Raw genomic sequence first — 16456 nt, 5'->3', positions numbered from 1 at the left:
AAGCCCGCCTGACGATCCAGCCCAGCCCACGGCACGCCAAGATTTTCAGTGATCTTCTAGGGGCGGGTACGGCGGAGGCGGAGGTAGGCGAGGGCGCCGGCGGCGGACCACAGGAGAGTGGCGGCCGTGACGGGCAGCAGGATCTCGTCGAGGGTGCCGGCGTTGGCCGCGCGCATCCAGGGCATGACCGGCACGGTGAACGAGCCGATCGGGGTGAGGCTGATCAGCAGCAGCATCACGTAGCCGCCGAACAGAACCAGCATCGACGTGGCGGGGGAGGGCATGATCGGCTTGCTGGTCAGCGCGCCGAGGGCGGTGCCGGCGCCGAGGCCGAGCAGGTGTAGCACGACGCCTCTGGCGATGTCGCCGGCCGGAGGGACGGCGGCGAAGCCGTGGATCAGCGGCAGGGCGATCGCGATCGCCGCCAGGCCGAGGTTGACGGTCAGCGCCGCCAGCAGTCCGGCGCCGATCTCCTTGCGGGGGCTCCCGGCCGCGGTCATCGAGATCAGCCGCTGCGCCGCGGGCTCGGTGTCGAGCAGGCCCCGGGCGGCCCAGGCGAAGACGACGATCAGCAGCCCGGCCGAGTCGGCGTAGGAGGTCAGCTGCTTGCCGTCGGGGATCACCGACGAGTAGAAGATCAGCATCATCGTGAACAGCCCGATCACCGGCTGCAGCAACCGGTGGGACCTGGCGTAGGCGGCCAGTTTGAACCGCGTGAGACGGATCACCGAAGGTCTCCTCGCGCCGCGGAGCGCGTCCGCGCCGCCGCGCCTCATGTGGCCCGCCTGGTGGTGTAGCCGTCGGCGCGGAGCTTCTGTTCGACCTCGTCGGCGTCGTCGGCCTCGACGATCACCTCGATGACCGTGCGCCGCACCCGCTCGCCGTTCCGGGCGGCGACCGCGCCCTCCTCGACCAGCCAGTGATCGGCGCCGGGGAAGCTGCGCAGCTGGTTCTGGTGGTCGCTGACCACGACGGCGCCGCCGGCGGAGGCGACCTCCTCGATGATCTGCGGAAGCTCGGTCCTGGTCTGCTCGTCGAGGCCGGAGAACGGCTCGTCGAGGATCAGCAGGCCGGGCGGCGCCAGCAGCGACTGGATCAGCCCCACCTTCTGCGCGCTGCCCTTGGACAGGTCGCCGAGCGGCTGGCCGAGCAGGTGGGAGGCGTTCAGCCGCTCGGCCAGGGCCGTACCGGAGGCGGCCGGCACGCCCCGGATCCGGGACATCTGCGCGAGGTAGGCGGAGACGGTGAACGGCTGGTCGACGGGGAAGACGTCGGGGGCGTAGCCGACGACCGGGGGCCGGTCGGTGATCGCGCCCCGGGTCGGGGGGACGATCCCGGCCAGCAGGCGCAGGAGCGTCGACTTGCCGGCCCCGTTGCGGCCGGTGACCTCCACGACGGACCCGGCGCCGAGCGCGAGTTCGACGTCCTGGAGGATCCACGGGCCGCGGCGGGAGTATCGGAAGGACACCTCGGAGAGCCGCATAGGTCCGCCACCCTACCTCGCCGTGATCGGCGCCGCTGTCCCGCCGGAGACGTCCCCGCCGTCGCCACTGTGATCGTTGTCGTCGCCGGATCGAGCCGTCACCGTTACTCGCTTTACCGGGTACGGCCCTTCAGAATGAGATGTCACACAGGGAATGGAAAGGACGCGGGGTTTTGAACCGCTTTCCACGGGTGCTGGGCGTGCGTTCCGGATATGACCCGGACCAGGTGGACGCACTGATCCGTCGCATCGAGGGCACCCTCGGCCGGGGCACGCTGGTCGGAGAGCCGATCACCGCCGACGAGATCCGCGACGCGCGCTTCCGCACCAAACTGGGCGGCTACAACGAGACCGCGGTGGACTTCGCGCTGGAGGCCTTCATCGTGGCGGTGGAGACCAGGTTCGCGGAGCTGCACGCGGCGCAGGCGCGGACGGTGGCGACTCGGACCTCCCCGCCCGGATCGGGGAACGGCGTGGCGCGCTCCGTCGCGTCCGGGACACCCTCGCCCGGCTGGCCCGATCCCGATCTCGCCGCACCGGAGCGACCCGGTCCCGGTCCCGTCGCACCGGAGCGGCCGGGTCCCGTCGCGGCGCGGCCCCCGGCGGCCGTGGGCGCCGAGCCGGCGCGCGGGGACGGCCCCGCCGACGAGGGGCGGGCGGCCGTGGCGCACGGCGGCGAGGAGCACGCCGCCGGAGCGGAGGGACCCGCCGAGGAGGAGCCGTACCGGGAGCCGTTCCAGGAGTCGCATCAGGAGCCGCTCCAGGAACAGCCCCACCAGCAGTCCCACCAGGAGCCGCACCGGGAACAGCCCCATCGGGAGCAGCCGTACCAGGAGCAGTCGTACGAGGAACGGCCGCTCGACCCCTGGCCCAAGCCTCCGATGCCGGTCGGCATCACGCTCGCCGAGCGCGAGCGGCAGGCGCTCAGGGTGGAGCAGGTCGCCTTCCGGCCCGGGCGGCTGGGCATGGGCTACAACGAGGGAGAGGTCGACGTCTTCCTCGACCGGCTCGTGGCGACCCTGCGCGGGACCACCGAGCAGCCGCTCACGCCCGGGGACGTGCGGGAGGCCAGGTTCGCCACGGTCATGTTCAAGCCCGGCTACTCCGTGGGCCAGGTGGACGCGTTCCTCGCGGAGATGGCCGGGGTCCTGGAAGAACACCTCGGCCGATGAGACCGCCGGGCGCCCCGGAGGGTCTCGGCGGGAATCCCGCGGGTGCGTCAGCGGGTGCCCCAGGAGTAGGTCTGCTTGTGCAGCTTGAGATAGACGAACGTCTCGGTCGCGCGCACGGTCGGGATGGCGCGGATCTTGCCCAGGATCTCCAGCAGGTGCTGGTCGCTCTCGCACACCACCTCGACCATGATGTCGAGGGACCCGGCGGTCAGCACGACATAGTCGATCTCCGCGATGGCCGACAGCTCGTCGGCCACCTCTTCCAGGTCGCCCTCGCACTTGATGCCGATCATCGCCTGGCGGGAGAAGCCCAGGGTCAGCGGGTCGGTGACCGCGACGATCTGCATGACGCCCGCGTCGAGCAGGCGCTGGACCCGCTGGCGGACGGCGGCCTCGGACAGGCCCACGGCCTTGCCGATCGCCGCGTACGGCTTGCGCCCGTCGGACTGCAGCTCCTCGATGATCCGCTTGGAGATCTCGTCGAGGACGACGGTGCCGGACTTGGCGTCGGTGTCACGGCGGACCTTGGGCGGCGTCGTCATCCGCGCTCCCTGGCGTCATGTTTCGGGGCTGTAGCCGTCATGTTGCATCTCCGATGCGACATGTTGTCAGTTCTGACCGCTCTGTCAAGCGATTCCGTAGCAATTTGGTATCTTCACAACGAAATCCCTTGTCGCGAGCCTGTTGCTCTGTAAGAGTCGCGACAACTCAGCCCCCATGCTCTAGGAGGTCGACGATGACCACCCCGGTTGAGAACTCTGAGCTCACCCGTCTTCGAAACTACGTCAACGGCGAGTTGGCGGACGCCAAGAGTGCCAGGTTCTCCGACGTCATCGACCCGTGCACCGGAGAGGCCTACCTCCGGGCGCCGATCTCCGGCGCGGAGGACGTCGAGGCGGCCTACGCCGCCGCGGCCGCCGCGTTCGAGAGCTGGAGCCAGACCACGCCGGGCGAACGCGCCAACCTGCTGCTGAAGGTCGCCGACGCGATCGAGGCGCGGGCCGAGGAGCTGAACGAGGCCGAGTGCCGCAACACCGGCAAGCCGCGTGCCCGCATGGCCGAGGACGAGACGCCGGTGGCCGCCGACCACTTCCGCTTCTTCGCCGGCGCCGCCCGCACCCTTGAGGGACCGACCTCGGGCGAGTTCCTGGCCGACCACACCTCCGTCATCCGGCACGAGCCGATCGGCGTCGTGGGCCAGGTCACGCCGTGGAACTACCCGATGATGATGGCCGTGTGGAAGATCGCCCCGGCGCTGGCCGCGGGCAACACCGTCGTGCTCAAGCCGTCCGACACCACCCCGGTCTCCACGGTCAAGCTGGCCGAGATCATGGGTGAGGTGCTGCCGAAGGGCGTCTTCAACGTCGTCGTCGGCGACCGCGAGACCGGCGCCCTGGTCGTGGGCCACCCGACCGCCGCGATGGTCGCGATCACCGGCTCGGTCGGCGCGGGCATGGCCGTGGCCAAGAGCGCGGCCGACGACCTCAAGCGGGTCCACCTGGAGCTCGGCGGCAAGGCCCCGGTCGTCGTCTTCGACGACGTCAAGGACCTCAAGGCCGCCGCCGAGGCCATCGCCACCGCGGGCCTGTACAACGCCGGCCAGGACTGCACCGCCGCCTGCCGCGTGCTGGTCCACGAGAACGTCCACGACGAGTTCGCCGCCGCGCTCGTCGAGGCCGCCGCGAACACCAGGACCGGCGACCTCTCGGACGAGGAGGCGCTGTACGGCCCGCTCAACAACGCCGGCCAGCTGGAGCGCGTCGCCGGCTTCTTCGAGCGGGTCCCCGGTCACGCCAAGGTCCTGACCGGCGGCCACCGGATCGGCGACAAGGGCTACTTCTTCGCCCCGACCGTCGTCGACGGCCTCCAGCAGGACGACGAGATGGTGCAGAACGAGGTCTTCGGCCCGGTCATCACCGTCCAGACGTTCTCCGACGAGGCCGACGCGGTCGCCAAGGCCAACGGCGTCAAGTACGGTCTGTCGGGTTCGGTGTGGACCTCCGACCACGGCAGGGCGATGCGGATGTCGAAGAAGCTGGACTTCGGCGTGGTGTGGGTCAACACCCACATCCCGTTCGTGTCCGAGATGCCGCACGGCGGGTTCAAGCACTCCGGCTACGGCAAGGACCTGTCGGTCTTCGGTCTGCACGACTACCTGCGCGTCAAGCACGTCATGCACTACATCGGCGAATAGCCGCGAACAGAGGAACAAGCCTGGTATGACCGAAATCCAGGCGGGCACGGAGGCGGCCGCGGCCGCCTCCGGCGCACCACAGGTGCCCGCCATCGAGCTCGACGGGGTCGTCAAGGAGTATCTCGCCCACGGTGAGGTCGTCCAGGCGGTCAAGGGAGTCACCCTGGCGATCGCCGAGGGCGAGTTCTTCTCGCTCCTCGGCCCGTCCGGTTGCGGCAAGACGACCACCATGCGCATGGTGGCCGGGTTCGAGGAACCCACGCGCGGCGTCGTGCGGCTGCTCGGCCAGGACGTGACGAACGTCCCGCCCAACAAACGCGACGTGAACATGGTGTTCCAGTCCTACGCGCTCTTCCCCCACATGAGCGTCTGGGAGAACGTGGCCTTCGGCCTGCGGCGCAGGAAGGTCGCCGAGGCCGAGATCAGGCGGCGCGTCGGCGAGATGCTGGAGATCGTGGACCTCGGCGGGCGCGAGAAGCGCCGCCCCCGGGAGATGTCAGGCGGCCAGCAGCAGCGGGTGGCCCTGGCCCGCGCCCTGGTCAACCGGCCCCGCGCGCTCCTGCTGGACGAGCCGCTGGGCGCCCTGGACCTCAAGCTCCGCCAGGCCATGCAGATCGAGCTCAAGCGCATCCAGCGCGAGGTCGGCATCACGTTCGTCTACGTCACCCACGACCAGAGCGAGGCGCTCACCATGAGCGACCGCATCGCGGTGATGAACGACGGCCTGGTCGAGCAGCTCGCCGCGCCCCGCGAGATCTACGAGCGCCCGGCCACCGCCTTCGTGGCCGGCTTCATCGGCACCTCCAACCTGCTGAGCGGCGCCGTGGACCGGGTCGAGTCCGGGTGCGCCGTACTGAAGCTGGGCGAGCACGGGCGGGTCCTGGTGGCGGAGGCGTCACAGCGGGCGGGGGACCCGATCTCGGTGACCGTCCGGCCCGAGAAGATCACGATCTCCACCGAGGAGCCGTCCGGGGACATCAGCGCCGTGCGCGGCACCGTGTCCGAGGTGGTCTACCTGGGGTTGTACAACAGTTACGCGGTGCGCCTCGCCGACGGCGCCGAGGTCACCGTCTTCCAGCAGAATGCGCTCGACAGCAGCAGCACGGCGGAGCGTGGCGACGCCGTGTGGTTGTCGTGGCAGCCGCACCACTCGTACGCGATCGGAAGTTGAGCCCCTCCATGCACGACCCGCGCACCTCCCCCGCCTTCCTCCGCGGCATGACCCGGAGCCGCTCCGTCAGCCGGCGGGACGTCTTCCGCCTGACCGGCCTCTCCGCCGCCGGGCTCGCCCTGAGCGCCTGCGGCGTCCAGGGCCAGCAGAAGGCCGCCCCCAAGCCCTCCGAGGTGGCCGACTTCTGGGCCGGCAAGAAGAAGAACGGCAAGGTCGTCTTCGCCAACTGGCCGGAGTACATGCCCGAGGACCGCGGGCCGCTGAAGAAGTTCGAGCAGGAGACCGGCATCACGGTCGAGTACCTCGAGGTCATCGAGGAGAACGCCTCCTTCTTCGGCAAGGCCGAGCCGCAGCTGCGGGCCGGGCAGCCGCTGGGCTACGACATCATCGTGATGACCAACGGCACGCAGTTCGCCAAGATGCAGGCCCTGGGCTATCTGGTGGCGCTGGACCACAAGCAGCTGCCGAACTTCGCCGCCAACGCCGGGGCGAAGTACAAGAACCCGGCCTACGACCCGAACAACACCTACTCCATCCCCTACACCTCGGGCATGACCGGGATCGCGTACAACACCAAGTACGTCAAGGACCCGATCAAGAGCATCCAGGCGCTGTTCGATCCCAAGTACAAGGGCAAGGTCGGCATGATGGCCGACTCCCAGGAGATCGCCAACTACGGCCTGCTCGCGCTCGGCGTGGCGCCGGAGCAGTCCACCAGGGCCGACTGGGACAAGGCCGCCGCGATGCTCCAGAAGCAGCGCGAGGACGGCATCGTCCGCAAGTACTACGACCAGGACTACATCGACGCGGTCTCCAAGGGAGACGTGTGGCTGACCATGGGCTGGTCGGGCGACGTCTTCCAGCGCCAGCTCGCCGGGGAGCCGGTCGCGTTCGTGGTGCCCGAGGAGGGCGGCACCATCTGGACCGACAACATGATGATCCCCAAGGGCGCGGCCAACCCGGTCGACGCGCTCATGCTGATGGACTATCTCTACAAGCCCGAGATCGCCGCCGAGCTGACGGAGTACATCCAGTACGTCACGCCGGTGCCCGCGGTGAAGGACCTGCTGTCCACCAAGGCCGCCGGGCTGAAGGGTGAGGACAAGGAGGCCCTGGAGGCGATGATCGAGAGCCCGCTGATCTTCCCGACCGAGGCCGACTACGCCAAGCTGCACACCTACGTCACGCCCTCCACGCCCGCCGAACAGGAGGCCTTCGAGAGCATGTTCCAGGCCGTCACGCAGGGCTAGCGGATGAGAAAAGTCAGAGCGGCGGCCGCGCCGTACCTGCTGGCCCTGCCGGCCTGGATCTGGTTCGCGATCTTCTTCGTGGTCCCGATCGCCGCCATGGCCTCGGTCTCGCTGACGACCGGCAACCTCCTCGAAGGGTTCCAGCAGACCTTCAGCTTCTCCAACTACGCCAAGGCCGTCGGGCAGTACCACACGCAGTTGATCAGGTCGCTGATCTACGGCGGGATCGCCACGCTGATCATGCTGGTGCTGGCCTACCCGATGGCGTACTGGATCGCCTTCAAGGGCGGCAGGCGCAAGTCGATGTACCTGTTCCTGCTGCTGCTGCCGTTCTTCGTGTCCTTCGTGCTGCGCACGATCTCCTGGGGCTTCCTGCTGGCCGACGACGGCATCCTGTTCGGGCCGCTGAAGTCGGCGGGGCTGCTGCCCGGGGACTTCCACGTGCTGGCCACGGACGTGGCGGTGATCGGCGGCCTGGTCTACAACTTCCTGCCGTTCATGGTGCTGCCGATCTACGTGGCGCTGGAGCGGGTGGACCCGAGGGTCGTCGAGGCCGCCTACGACCTGTACGCCTCACGGTGGGCGGCCTTCCGCAAGGTGGTGCTGCCGCTGTCGCTGCCGGGCGTCTTCGCGGGCGTGCTGATGACCTTCGTGCCGGCCACGGCCGACCCGGTCAACGCCCGCATCCTGGGCGGCACCGGCAACACGATGATCGGCAACATCATCCAGACCGAGTATCTGACCAACAACGACTACCCGACCGCGTCGGCGCTGTCGTTCACGCTGATGGCGGTGCTGCTGGTGGGCATCTTCGTCTACGCGCGGTCGCTCGGCACCGAGAACGTGCTGGAGGCGGCGGCCCGATGAGAGGCAGACTCGGCGACCGGCTCCTGCACGTCTACACATGGCTGATCATCGCGTGGCTCACCGCGCCGATCGCCGTGATGATCCTGTTCGGCTTCAACGACAAGCAGAGCAAGTCCAACACCTCCTGGCAGGGCTTCACACTGCGGTGGTACGGCGAGCTGTTCGCCGACGGCTCGCTCACCGGCGCGCTGGTCAACTCCCTGGAGATCGCGGTGATCAGCACCGTGCTGACCACCGTGATCGGCACCCTCCTGGGCCTGGCCCTGGGGCGCTACCGCTTCCGCGGCAAGGGGATGAGCAACTTCCTGGTCTTCGCGGCGATCTCGACGCCCGAGCTGGTCATGGGAGCCTCGCTGCTGTCGCTGTTCGTCTCGGGGAACACCCCGCGGGGCCTGCTCACCATCACCATCGCGCACGTGCTGTTCTCGCTGTCCTTCGTGGTGGTGACGGTACGCGCCCGGGTGGTCGGGCTGGATCCCTCGCTGGAGGAGGCCGCCAGGGACCTGGGTGCGGGCACGTGGACCACGTTCCGCCTGGTGACGCTGCCGGCGATCATGCCCGCCGTGTTCGCCGGGGCGTTGCTGGCCTTCGCGCTGTCCATCGACGACTACGTCGTGACGAGCTTCGTCAACGGCTCCACGCTGACGTTCCCGCTGTGGATCATCGGCTCGGTCAAGGTGGGCATCCCGCCGCAGGTCAATGTGATGGGCACACTCATCTTCGGCATCGGAGTCGCCATCGCGATCGGCAACGCGATCGCGAGCCGGCGCCGCACCTGAGGACGCCGCGGGGCCCGCGCCGTACGGCGCGGGCCCCGCGGCGTACATCGCGAGCAAGGAACAGGGAGGCGAGATCGGAAAGAGGCGGGGGGAACCCGCGCTCGTTCAACTGACTGATCGAGCAATCAAATCAAGAGAGCTTTTTCAAGACTCACGTTGGGAAGTGAGATTGTGGATCCGCTGAAGGCACTGACTGATGCGGAGCGCAAGCCGTACTGGCTGGACAGTCCGGCGAAACCCGAGTCGCAGGCGCGGCTCTTCGGAAACACGACCGCCGACCTCGCGGTGGTCGGCGGCGGCTTCTCGGGGCTGTGGACGGCCCTGATGGCCAAGGAGCGCGACCCGTCGCTCGACGTGGTCCTGCTCGAAGGGCGCAGGATCGGCTGGGCGGCCTCCGGCCGCAACGGCGGCTTCGCGATGGCGACCCTGACCCACGGCATCGCCAACGGGCTGGAGCGCTGGCCCGAGGAGATCTCCGCGCTGGAGCACATGGGCCTGCGCAACCTCGACGAGATCGGCGAGACCGTCGCCCGCTACGGCATCGACTGCGGCTACGAGCGCACCGGCGAGCTGCACGTGGCCACCGAGCCGTGGCAGCTGGAGGAGATGCACGAGAGCTCGCAGATAGCCCGCGAGCTGGGCGTCCGCCTCGACATGATGGACGCAGGGCAGGTGCGCGCGGAGGTGGACTCGCCCACCTACGCCGGCGGGATGTGGGAGCGCGACGGCTGCGCCATGCTCGACCCCGCCCGCCTGGCCTGGGGGCTGCGGCAGGCCTGCCTGGAGCTGGGCGTGCGCATCCACGAGCGCACGCCGGTGCGCACCATGCGCGACACCCCGGCGGGCCTGGACCTGCTCACGCCGTACGGCTCCGTCAGGGCCGCCAGGGTCGCCCTCGGCACCGGCGTGTTCCCGCCGCTGCTGCGCAGGCTCAGGCACTTCCTGGTGCCGGTCTACGACTACGTGCTGATGACCGAGCCGCTCTCGGCCGGGCAGCTGGCCTCGGTCGGCTGGGGCAACCGGCAGGGCGTCGGCGACTCGGCCAACCAGTTCCACTACTACCGGCTGACCGAGGACAACCGCATCCTGTGGGGCGGCTACGACGCGGTCTACTACAACGGCGGGAAGATCAAGCCGGAGTACGAGCAGCGCGACGCCACCTTCGTCAAGCTGGCCGAGCACTTCTTCGCCACCTTCCCCCAGCTGGCGGACCTGCGCTTCACCCACCGGTGGGGCGGGGTGATCGACACCTGCAGCCGCTTCAGCGCGTTCTACGGCACCTCGCACGGCGGGCGCCTGGCCTACGCCGCCGGATACACCGGCATGGGCGTCGGGGCCACCCGGTTCGGCGCCAACGTCATGCTCGACCTGCTGAGCGGCGAGCGGACCGAGCGGACCGAGCTGCGGATGGTCAAGGAGAAGCCGATCCCCTTCCCGCCCGAACCGGTGCGCTCGGCCGGGATCCAGATGACCCGGTGGTCGATCGCCCAGGCCGACCTCAACCAGGGCCGCCGCAACCTGTGGCTGCGCACCCTGGACCGGATGGGTCTCGGGTTCGACTCCTAACGGGCGGTTCGTCTCACGGAGGCTGTACGGCTCGCGCCGCCGGTGCGGGCCGTACAGACTTGGGGGCATGACCGAGAGGGTTGAGTTCACCGCCGACGGGATCACGCTCGTCGGAGACCTGCGCGTGCCCGGAGGACCGGGGCCGCATCCGGCGCTGGTCTTCACCGGCCCGTTCACCGGCACCCGTGACCAGGTCACCGGGCTCTACGCGGCCCGGCTGGCCGAGGCCGGATACGCGACGCTGGCCTTCGACCACCGCAACTGGGGCGAGTCCGGCGGGCAGCCGCGCCGCCACGAGGATCCGCAGGGCAAGCTGCACGACCTGCGGGCCGCGGTCTCGCTGCTGCGTGCCCGGCCCGAGGTGGACGGCGAGCGGATCGGCGCGGTCGGGATCTGCCTGGGCGGGGGCTACGCGCTGCGGTTCGCCGCCTTCGACCCGCGGGTGAAGGCCTTCGCCGGGATCGCGGGCGCCTACAACAACCCCTACGCCATGCGCGCGGGGATGTCGCCGCAGGGCTACCGGGGAGCGCTGGCCTCCTTCACCGAGATCCTGGAGCGCCAGGACCGGGGAGGGCCGGTGGAGTACCTCCCGGCCGTCGCGGAGGAGGGGGAGGCCGCGATGCCGGGCGACGAGCCGTTCGCCTACTACGGCACCGAGCGCGGCGCCTCCCCGCACTGGCGCAACGAGGTCACCCGGGCCTCGATCCGCGAGCTGGTCACCGTGGACAACATGACCGGCGCCGACTTCCTGTCACCCACGCCCGGGCTCATCGTGCACGGCGTCGTCGACCGCTTCTGCTCGCCCGAGGGGGCCGAGGAGGCCTACAAGCGCATCGACGGGCCCAAGAAGCTCATCTGGCTGGACGCCCGGCTGCACATCGACCTCTACGACGCCGAGCCGTACGTCACCCAGGCCGTCGAGGCCGTCACCGCCTTCCTGGGCGAGCATCTTTAGTCGCGGGCCGAACCGGTCCGGAGACGGAGGCCGTACATCCATCGGTGTACGGCCCGTCTGGGTCCGCGTGCCGATGTCCCGGGCCGGTCGGGACGCGATCGTGGAGGAGTGACCGACCGACGCATCGACGCTCTGGACGTGCTCAGGGGTGTGGCCATCATGGGCACGCTGGGCACCAACATCTGGATCTTCACCGACCCCGGCGGGCCCGCCGCGGTGTTCGACGCGCTGGCCCAGCCGGGCGCGGTGGAGAGCTTCCTGAGATTCCTGACCAACGGAAAGTTCCTGGCGCTGCTCACGCTGCTGTTCGGGGTGGGGCTGGAGCTGCAGTACCGCTCGGCGCGGCGGCGCGGCACCCCCTGGCCGGGCTGGTACCTGTGGCGGGCCGCGCTGCTGTTCGCCGAAGGGCTGATCCACTATTTCCTGATCTTCGAGTTCGACGTGCTGATGGGCTACGCGATCACCTCGATGATCGTGGCCTACCTGATCGGCCGCAGCGACCGCGCCGTGCGCGCCTGGATGATCGGAGTGGGCTCGACCTTCGTGGTGGCGATCGGCCTGCTCACCGCCGTCCTGCTGGCCCAGCAGGACACGGCGGCCGATCCGGCCTCCGCGCCGGGCACGCTGTTCAGCCAGGGGAGCTACGGCGAGCAGGTCGCCGCCCGGTTCGAGCTGTTCGGCCTCTACCGGCTGGAGGCGGTGTTCATCATCCCGATGGGCGTCGTGCTGTTCCTGCTCGGGTCGCGGCTGACGCGGGCCGGGGTGTTCGAGGACTCCGGCCGGGGCGCCGCGCTCCGGCGCAGGCTCATGATCCTCGGTCTCGGCGTGGGCGCCCCGCTGAACCTGCTGACCTCCTTCGCCGGGGAGGGCTGGTTCCTGGTGGACCGCTACCTGCTGCCGCCGCTGGTGGCCCTGGGCCTGCTCGGCCTGGTCACCGCGATCGTCCACCGGATGTCCGGCGCCCCCGGCCCGCTGCGGCGGGGCCTGACGGCCGTCGGCCGGACCGCGCTGAGCTGCTACGTCTTCCAGAACCTGGCGGGGGCCGTGCTCTGCTACGGCTGGGGCCTCGGGCTGGCCGCGCGCCTGGACGGGCTGCGGCCGTGGTGGGTGCCGGTCGCCTGGGCGGTCATCTGCGTGCTGTTCATGACGCTGGCCTCGCTCTGGCTGCGCCGCCACGACCGGGGGCCGCTGGAGCTGGTCTGGCAGTGGGCCTACCGGGCGCCCCAGCGCTCGCGGCGGGAAGGGGAGCGCGCTTCCGCCTCCCGCTGACCGGCGCCGCCCCCCGCGTTCCGTCCCCCGCGCTCCGGAGCCGAGGTCCGGAGCGCGGGGGACGGAGCGCGGAGGGGGATCAGCTCCGGAGCGCGCCGCGCAACTCGCCGGCGAGTTCGGCGCTGCGCCGCTCCAGATGCCGCAGACCCAGGCGGCGGTGGGCGCCGGCGGCCCGCTCCGCGTGCGCCAGGGCCTCCTCGATCCGGCCCGTACGGCGCAGCAGCAGTGCGACGACGTCGTCGAGCGCGCCCCACGAGACGCAGCCCGTGCCCATCGTCATCAGCTGGGAGGCGATCGGCGTCAGCTCCTCCAGCAGGCCGTGCGGGTCGGGGCGGCCGATCCGGGCGGAGACGAGCCCCCACTGCCAGGCCGTGTACTGCCAGGCCCAGTCGCGCTCGATGGCGACGCCCCAGCGGTCGATCAGCCGGTGGGCGAGGGCCTCGTCCCCGGCCTCCAGGGCGGCCAGCACGGCGGTGGGGCGCAGCATCCGGTCGGAGTCGTCGTCCCCGGCCTCGATCAGCCGGTCCAGCAGGCCCTCCGGCTGCCGTCCCCGTCCCCACGCGGCGAAGAACGTGCACGCCGTCTTCAGGGCGTCGGGCCCCCACAGGCTGGTGCGCCGGTAGGCGTCGGTGGCGGCCGCGGTCAGGCGGTCGGCCTCGTCCCAGTCGCCGTCGAGCATGGCCCGCCCGACCGCGGCGTAGGTCACCTGCGTCTCGATCTCCGGCATGCGCACCTCGGCGGTCAGCCGCAGGCAGCGCGCGAGCTCGGCGTCGAAGTCGGCCAGCATGCCGGCCCTGAGATAACCCGGCATGCGGTGCATCCGGGCGATGATCTCGGTGGCGCGGGCCAGGCCCGGCAGAGTGAGGATCTCCTCGGCCGCCCGGTAGCGCTCCTCGTCGTTCTCCGGCGTCCAGGCCGCGATGATGAAGTTGTTCAGAGCGCGGGCCAGCAGCTGCGGGTCCCCGATCCCGCGGGCCAGCGCGACGGCCTCGGCGGCGTACCGCTGCCCCTCCCGCTGCCGCTCGCCGTAGTACAGCTCCACGCCGAGGGTGCCCAGCAGCTCGGCCCGCCGGCTCTCCTGACCGGCGGGCAGCCGGGACAGCTGGTCCTCCAGCACGGCGACCATCCGCCGGTCCACGACCCCGTAGGCGCGCCAGTTCCACAGCGTGATCCCGCCGAAGACCGTCGCGGCCTCGATCACCGCGTCGTCGTCGCCCAGGTCGGTGGCCAGGGTCACCGCCTCGTCCAGCGCCGCCCGCGCCCCGACCACGTCACCGGTCACCCGGCGGGCCCGGCCCAGCTCCACCAGCAGCGAGCAGCGGGAGGAGGGCGCCTGCGGCGCGGACGGGTCGAGGCAGGCGAGCGCCTGCTCCCAGAACATGACCGCCTCGTCGTAGGCGAGCCGGGCCGCGGCCTGGGCGGCGGCCCGGGCCGCGTAGGAGGCGGCCTTGGCGGCGTAGCCGACCCGCGCGGCCATGCCGAAGTGGTGGGCCAGCACCGGCAGGCGGGCGTCCAGGCCGCCCCGGGCCAGGCTCTCGGCCGCCTCGCCGACCCGCCCGTGCAGCTGCGCGCGCTGCAGGCGGCTCAGCCCCGCGTACAGCGCCTCCTGGACCAGCGCGTGCGAGAAGCGGTAGTCCCAGCCGCCCTCCACCTCCGCCAGCAGGCCCGTGGCCACCGCCGGTTCCAGCAGCATCATCAGCCGCGCGCCGCCGATCCCGGAGGCGGCCTCCAGCACGTCCGCGTCGACGTCGCGGCCGATCACCGCGGCGACCCGCAGCAGCGTCTGGGAGTCCTCCGGCAGTCGCGAGACCCGCTGGGTGATGACGTCGCGCACCCCGTCGGGCACGGCCAGCGCGACGACGTCGGCCGCGGTCACCCGGTCCAGCGGGTGCACGCTGGACAGCAGGCGCAGCAGCTCGCCCAGGAAGAACGGGTTGCCCCCGGTGCGGTCGCGCAGCGCGCGGGCGAGATCCGGATCGCCGCCGCCGAGATAGTCGGTGATCTGCTCGGCGGTGAAGGCCGTGACGTTCATCCGTTCGGTGCCGCGCTGCCGGGTCAGCTCGCCCAGCGCGCCGGTCAGCGCCTGCCGGGCCTCGGCGGGCTCGTCCGGCCCGGCGGGTTCGGGGCGCATGGTCGCCAGCACGAGCAGCGGCGTGCGGTGCAGGTCGCCGCCGAGGAAGGTCAGCAGCTTCAGGGAGGCGGCGTCCGCCCAGTGGATGTCCTCCATGAGGACCAGCACGGGCGCGCCGGCCGTACGGCGGGTCAGCGCCCCGGCGATGGCGTCGTAGAGCAGGAAGCGCGCGGTGTCGGGATCCACGGCCTCCCGGGCCCGGTCCTGCCGGGTCCGGTCCTGCGGTACCGCCGGGGGAGAGCCGTCCGCGCCGGTACGGCCGCCGCCGTGTGGTTCGCCGGACGGTTCCTCGGACGGTTCGCCGGACGGTCCCTTGAGCGGATCGTCGCCGGTCAGCCGGTGGAGCACCTCCTCCAGCCCGCCGTGCCCTTCGCCCAGTGCCTGCAGCACCTGGATCCACGGCCAGAACGCCGGAGCTCCCCGGCCCTCGACGCATCTGCTCCACACCGCGGTGAGGCCGCGCTCGGCCGCCATCTCCGCTGCGGCCTCGGCCAGCCGGGTCTTGCCGATCCCGGACTCCCCGCCGATCAGCAGGACGCCGCCCCTGCCGCGCCCGGCGTCGTCCAGGCGCTCGGCGATCCTGCGCAGGTGCGGTTCCCTGCCGACGAGCCGGGGCAGGCCGCCCGCGGGGCCGGGAGCCGGGCGGGGGATCGAGCCGCCGGGGACGGAGGGGCCGGGGGCCGGAGCATCGGGGGCTGGAACGCCGCAGACCGGAGCGTCGGGGGAGACGGGGACGGGGGAGACGACGGAGGGAGCCGGAACGGAGACGGCGGCAGCGGGGGGCCAGGGGCCGTCCAGCGACTCGTCCTGGTCGAGGATCGCCTGCTCCAGGCGGCGCAGTTGCGGGCCGGGGTCGAGGCCGACTTCCTCGCCCAGGAGCGTGCGGCAGCGCTGGTAGGCGGCCAGCGCCTCCGCCTGCCTGCGGTCGCGGTACAGGGCGCGCATGAGCAGCGACCACAGGCCCTCGCGGTAGGGGTCGAGGGTGAGTAGGCGCTCGGCCTCGACGACCACCTCGGCGTGCCGCCCCAGGGCCAGGCGGGCCTCGGCCCGCACCGACAGCGCCGACAGCCGCGTCTCGACGAGGCGGGCGGCGGCCGGGCGGGCGAAGGGGTCCTCGGGGAAGTCGGCCAGCGGCTCCCCGCGCCACTGCGCCAGGGCGGGCCCCAGGATGCGCTCGACCTCCCCGGGCCTGCCGCCGGCCAGCGCGGCGTGGGCGGCCTCGGCCGCGGCGGTGAAGCGGCCGGCGTCGATCTGGGCGGCGGTGACGTCCAGGAGGTATCCGGGCTCGCGGGTGCGCAGCACCCGGGACGGGGAGCGCGGGCTGCGCAGCGGTTCGAGGACCCGGCGGAGCTGGGAGATGTAGGCCTGGAGCGTTCCCGTGGCACTGGAGGGCGGCTCGTCCGCCCACAACCGGTCGATCAGCTGGTCGAGGGGGACGACGTGGGGGGCGTTCAGCAGCAGGAGCATCAGGACGGCGCGCTGCTTGCGGGACCCGATGTCGAGGACCGTTCCCGAGGCGTCGGCGACCTCCAGCGGTCCCAGGATCCGGAAGTCCAGCCCGGTCCTCGTCCCGTCCTCGTCACCTGCCGGGGCTCGCATGTCATCGACCGCCGTTCGCA

At 71.3% G+C, this 16456-nt stretch carries 13 protein-coding genes; 9 read left to right on the top strand and 4 right to left on the bottom strand.

Annotated features, from left to right (window positions below; all coding sequences use genetic code 11):
* Nucleotides 1-56: 56 nt before the first annotated feature.
* Nucleotides 57-728, bottom strand: a complete 672-nt coding sequence (locus Pta02_RS37875) for a hypothetical protein (RefSeq protein WP_203879852.1) — start codon at nucleotides 726-728, stop codon at nucleotides 57-59.
* Nucleotides 729-772: 44 nt separating this feature from the next.
* Nucleotides 773-1483, bottom strand: a complete 711-nt coding sequence (locus Pta02_RS37870; protein WP_203879851.1) for an ABC transporter ATP-binding protein — start codon at nucleotides 1481-1483, stop codon at nucleotides 773-775.
* Between the two features lie 200 nt (nucleotides 1484-1683).
* On the opposite strand from Pta02_RS37870, the gene Pta02_RS37865 reads away from it, so the two are divergent.
* Nucleotides 1684-2655 (top strand): DivIVA domain-containing protein, encoded by a 972-nt coding sequence (locus tag Pta02_RS37865; protein WP_203879850.1) that lies wholly within the window; start codon nucleotides 1684-1686, stop codon nucleotides 2653-2655.
* Between the two features lie 47 nt (nucleotides 2656-2702).
* Here Pta02_RS37865 and Pta02_RS37860 read toward each other — a convergent pair whose 3' ends face one another.
* Nucleotides 2703-3197, bottom strand: coding sequence for an Lrp/AsnC family transcriptional regulator (locus Pta02_RS37860; RefSeq protein ID WP_203879849.1), 495 nt, complete (start codon nucleotides 3195-3197; stop codon nucleotides 2703-2705).
* 194 nt (nucleotides 3198-3391) lie between these two features.
* Between Pta02_RS37860 and Pta02_RS37855 the strand changes: the two genes are divergently transcribed.
* The 8 genes from Pta02_RS37855 to Pta02_RS37820 all read left to right on the top strand — a co-directional run bounded on the left by Pta02_RS37855 (nucleotide 3392) and on the right by Pta02_RS37820 (nucleotide 12706).
* Nucleotides 3392-4849: a gamma-aminobutyraldehyde dehydrogenase gene (locus Pta02_RS37855; RefSeq protein WP_203879848.1), complete on the top strand. Its 1458-nt coding sequence runs from the start codon at nucleotides 3392-3394 to the stop codon at nucleotides 4847-4849.
* Between the two features lie 25 nt (nucleotides 4850-4874).
* Nucleotides 4875-6020: an ABC transporter ATP-binding protein gene (locus tag Pta02_RS37850; RefSeq protein WP_203879847.1), complete on the top strand. Its 1146-nt coding sequence runs from the start codon at nucleotides 4875-4877 to the stop codon at nucleotides 6018-6020.
* Between the two features lie 8 nt (nucleotides 6021-6028).
* Nucleotides 6029-7270, top strand: a complete 1242-nt coding sequence (locus tag Pta02_RS37845; protein WP_203879846.1) for an ABC transporter substrate-binding protein — start codon at nucleotides 6029-6031, stop codon at nucleotides 7268-7270.
* 3 nt (nucleotides 7271-7273) lie between these two features.
* On the top strand, nucleotides 7274-8137 hold the full coding sequence (locus Pta02_RS37840) for an ABC transporter permease (protein ID WP_203879845.1): 864 nt from the start codon (nucleotides 7274-7276) through the stop codon (nucleotides 8135-8137).
* Nucleotides 8134-8916: an ABC transporter permease gene (locus Pta02_RS37835; protein WP_203879844.1), complete on the top strand. Its 783-nt coding sequence runs from the start codon at nucleotides 8134-8136 to the stop codon at nucleotides 8914-8916. The genes Pta02_RS37840 and Pta02_RS37835 overlap by 4 nt, the downstream gene beginning before the upstream one ends.
* A gap of 171 nt (nucleotides 8917-9087) precedes the next feature.
* Nucleotides 9088-10482 carry an NAD(P)/FAD-dependent oxidoreductase gene (locus Pta02_RS37830; protein WP_203879843.1) on the top strand — a complete coding sequence of 465 codons (1395 nt, stop codon included), beginning with the start codon at nucleotides 9088-9090 and terminating at the stop codon, nucleotides 10480-10482.
* Nucleotides 10483-10549: 67 nt separating this feature from the next.
* Nucleotides 10550-11437, top strand: coding sequence for an alpha/beta hydrolase (locus Pta02_RS37825; RefSeq protein ID WP_203879842.1), 888 nt, complete (start codon nucleotides 10550-10552; stop codon nucleotides 11435-11437).
* A gap of 108 nt (nucleotides 11438-11545) precedes the next feature.
* Nucleotides 11546-12706, top strand: a complete 1161-nt coding sequence (locus Pta02_RS37820; RefSeq protein WP_239131542.1) for a DUF418 domain-containing protein — start codon at nucleotides 11546-11548, stop codon at nucleotides 12704-12706.
* A gap of 79 nt (nucleotides 12707-12785) precedes the next feature.
* Here the strand turns inward: Pta02_RS37820 and Pta02_RS37815 are convergent, their stop codons facing one another.
* Nucleotides 12786-16436, bottom strand: a complete 3651-nt coding sequence (locus Pta02_RS37815; RefSeq protein WP_203879841.1) for an ATP-binding protein — start codon at nucleotides 16434-16436, stop codon at nucleotides 12786-12788.
* Nucleotides 16437-16456: the final 20 nt, after the last annotated feature.

This window comes from Paraplanobispora takensis (assembly GCF_016863195.1).
Taxonomy (GTDB): domain Bacteria; phylum Actinomycetota; class Actinomycetes; order Streptosporangiales; family Streptosporangiaceae; genus Planobispora; species Planobispora takensis.
This window is presented reverse-complemented; position numbering and strand designations above follow the sequence as displayed.

Coding starts and splice junctions, on each gene's coding strand:
- Pta02_RS37870 (WP_203879851.1), bottom strand. CDS start 1,483: ATGCGGCTCTCCGAGGTGTCCTTCCGATACTCCCGCCGCGGCCCGTGG.
- Pta02_RS37860 (WP_203879849.1), bottom strand. CDS start 3,197: ATGACGACGCCGCCCAAGGTCCGCCGTGACACCGACGCCAAGTCCGGC.
- Pta02_RS37855 (WP_203879848.1), top strand. CDS start 3,392: ATGACCACCCCGGTTGAGAACTCTGAGCTCACCCGTCTTCGAAACTAC.
- Pta02_RS37850 (WP_203879847.1), top strand. CDS start 4,875: ATGACCGAAATCCAGGCGGGCACGGAGGCGGCCGCGGCCGCCTCCGGC.
- Pta02_RS37845 (WP_203879846.1), top strand. CDS start 6,029: ATGCACGACCCGCGCACCTCCCCCGCCTTCCTCCGCGGCATGACCCGG.
- Pta02_RS37840 (WP_203879845.1), top strand. CDS start 7,274: ATGAGAAAAGTCAGAGCGGCGGCCGCGCCGTACCTGCTGGCCCTGCCG.
- Pta02_RS37835 (WP_203879844.1), top strand. CDS start 8,134: ATGAGAGGCAGACTCGGCGACCGGCTCCTGCACGTCTACACATGGCTG.
- Pta02_RS37825 (WP_203879842.1), top strand. CDS start 10,550: ATGACCGAGAGGGTTGAGTTCACCGCCGACGGGATCACGCTCGTCGGA.
- Pta02_RS37815 (WP_203879841.1), bottom strand. CDS start 16,436: ATGCGAGCCCCGGCAGGTGACGAGGACGGGACGAGGACCGGGCTGGAC.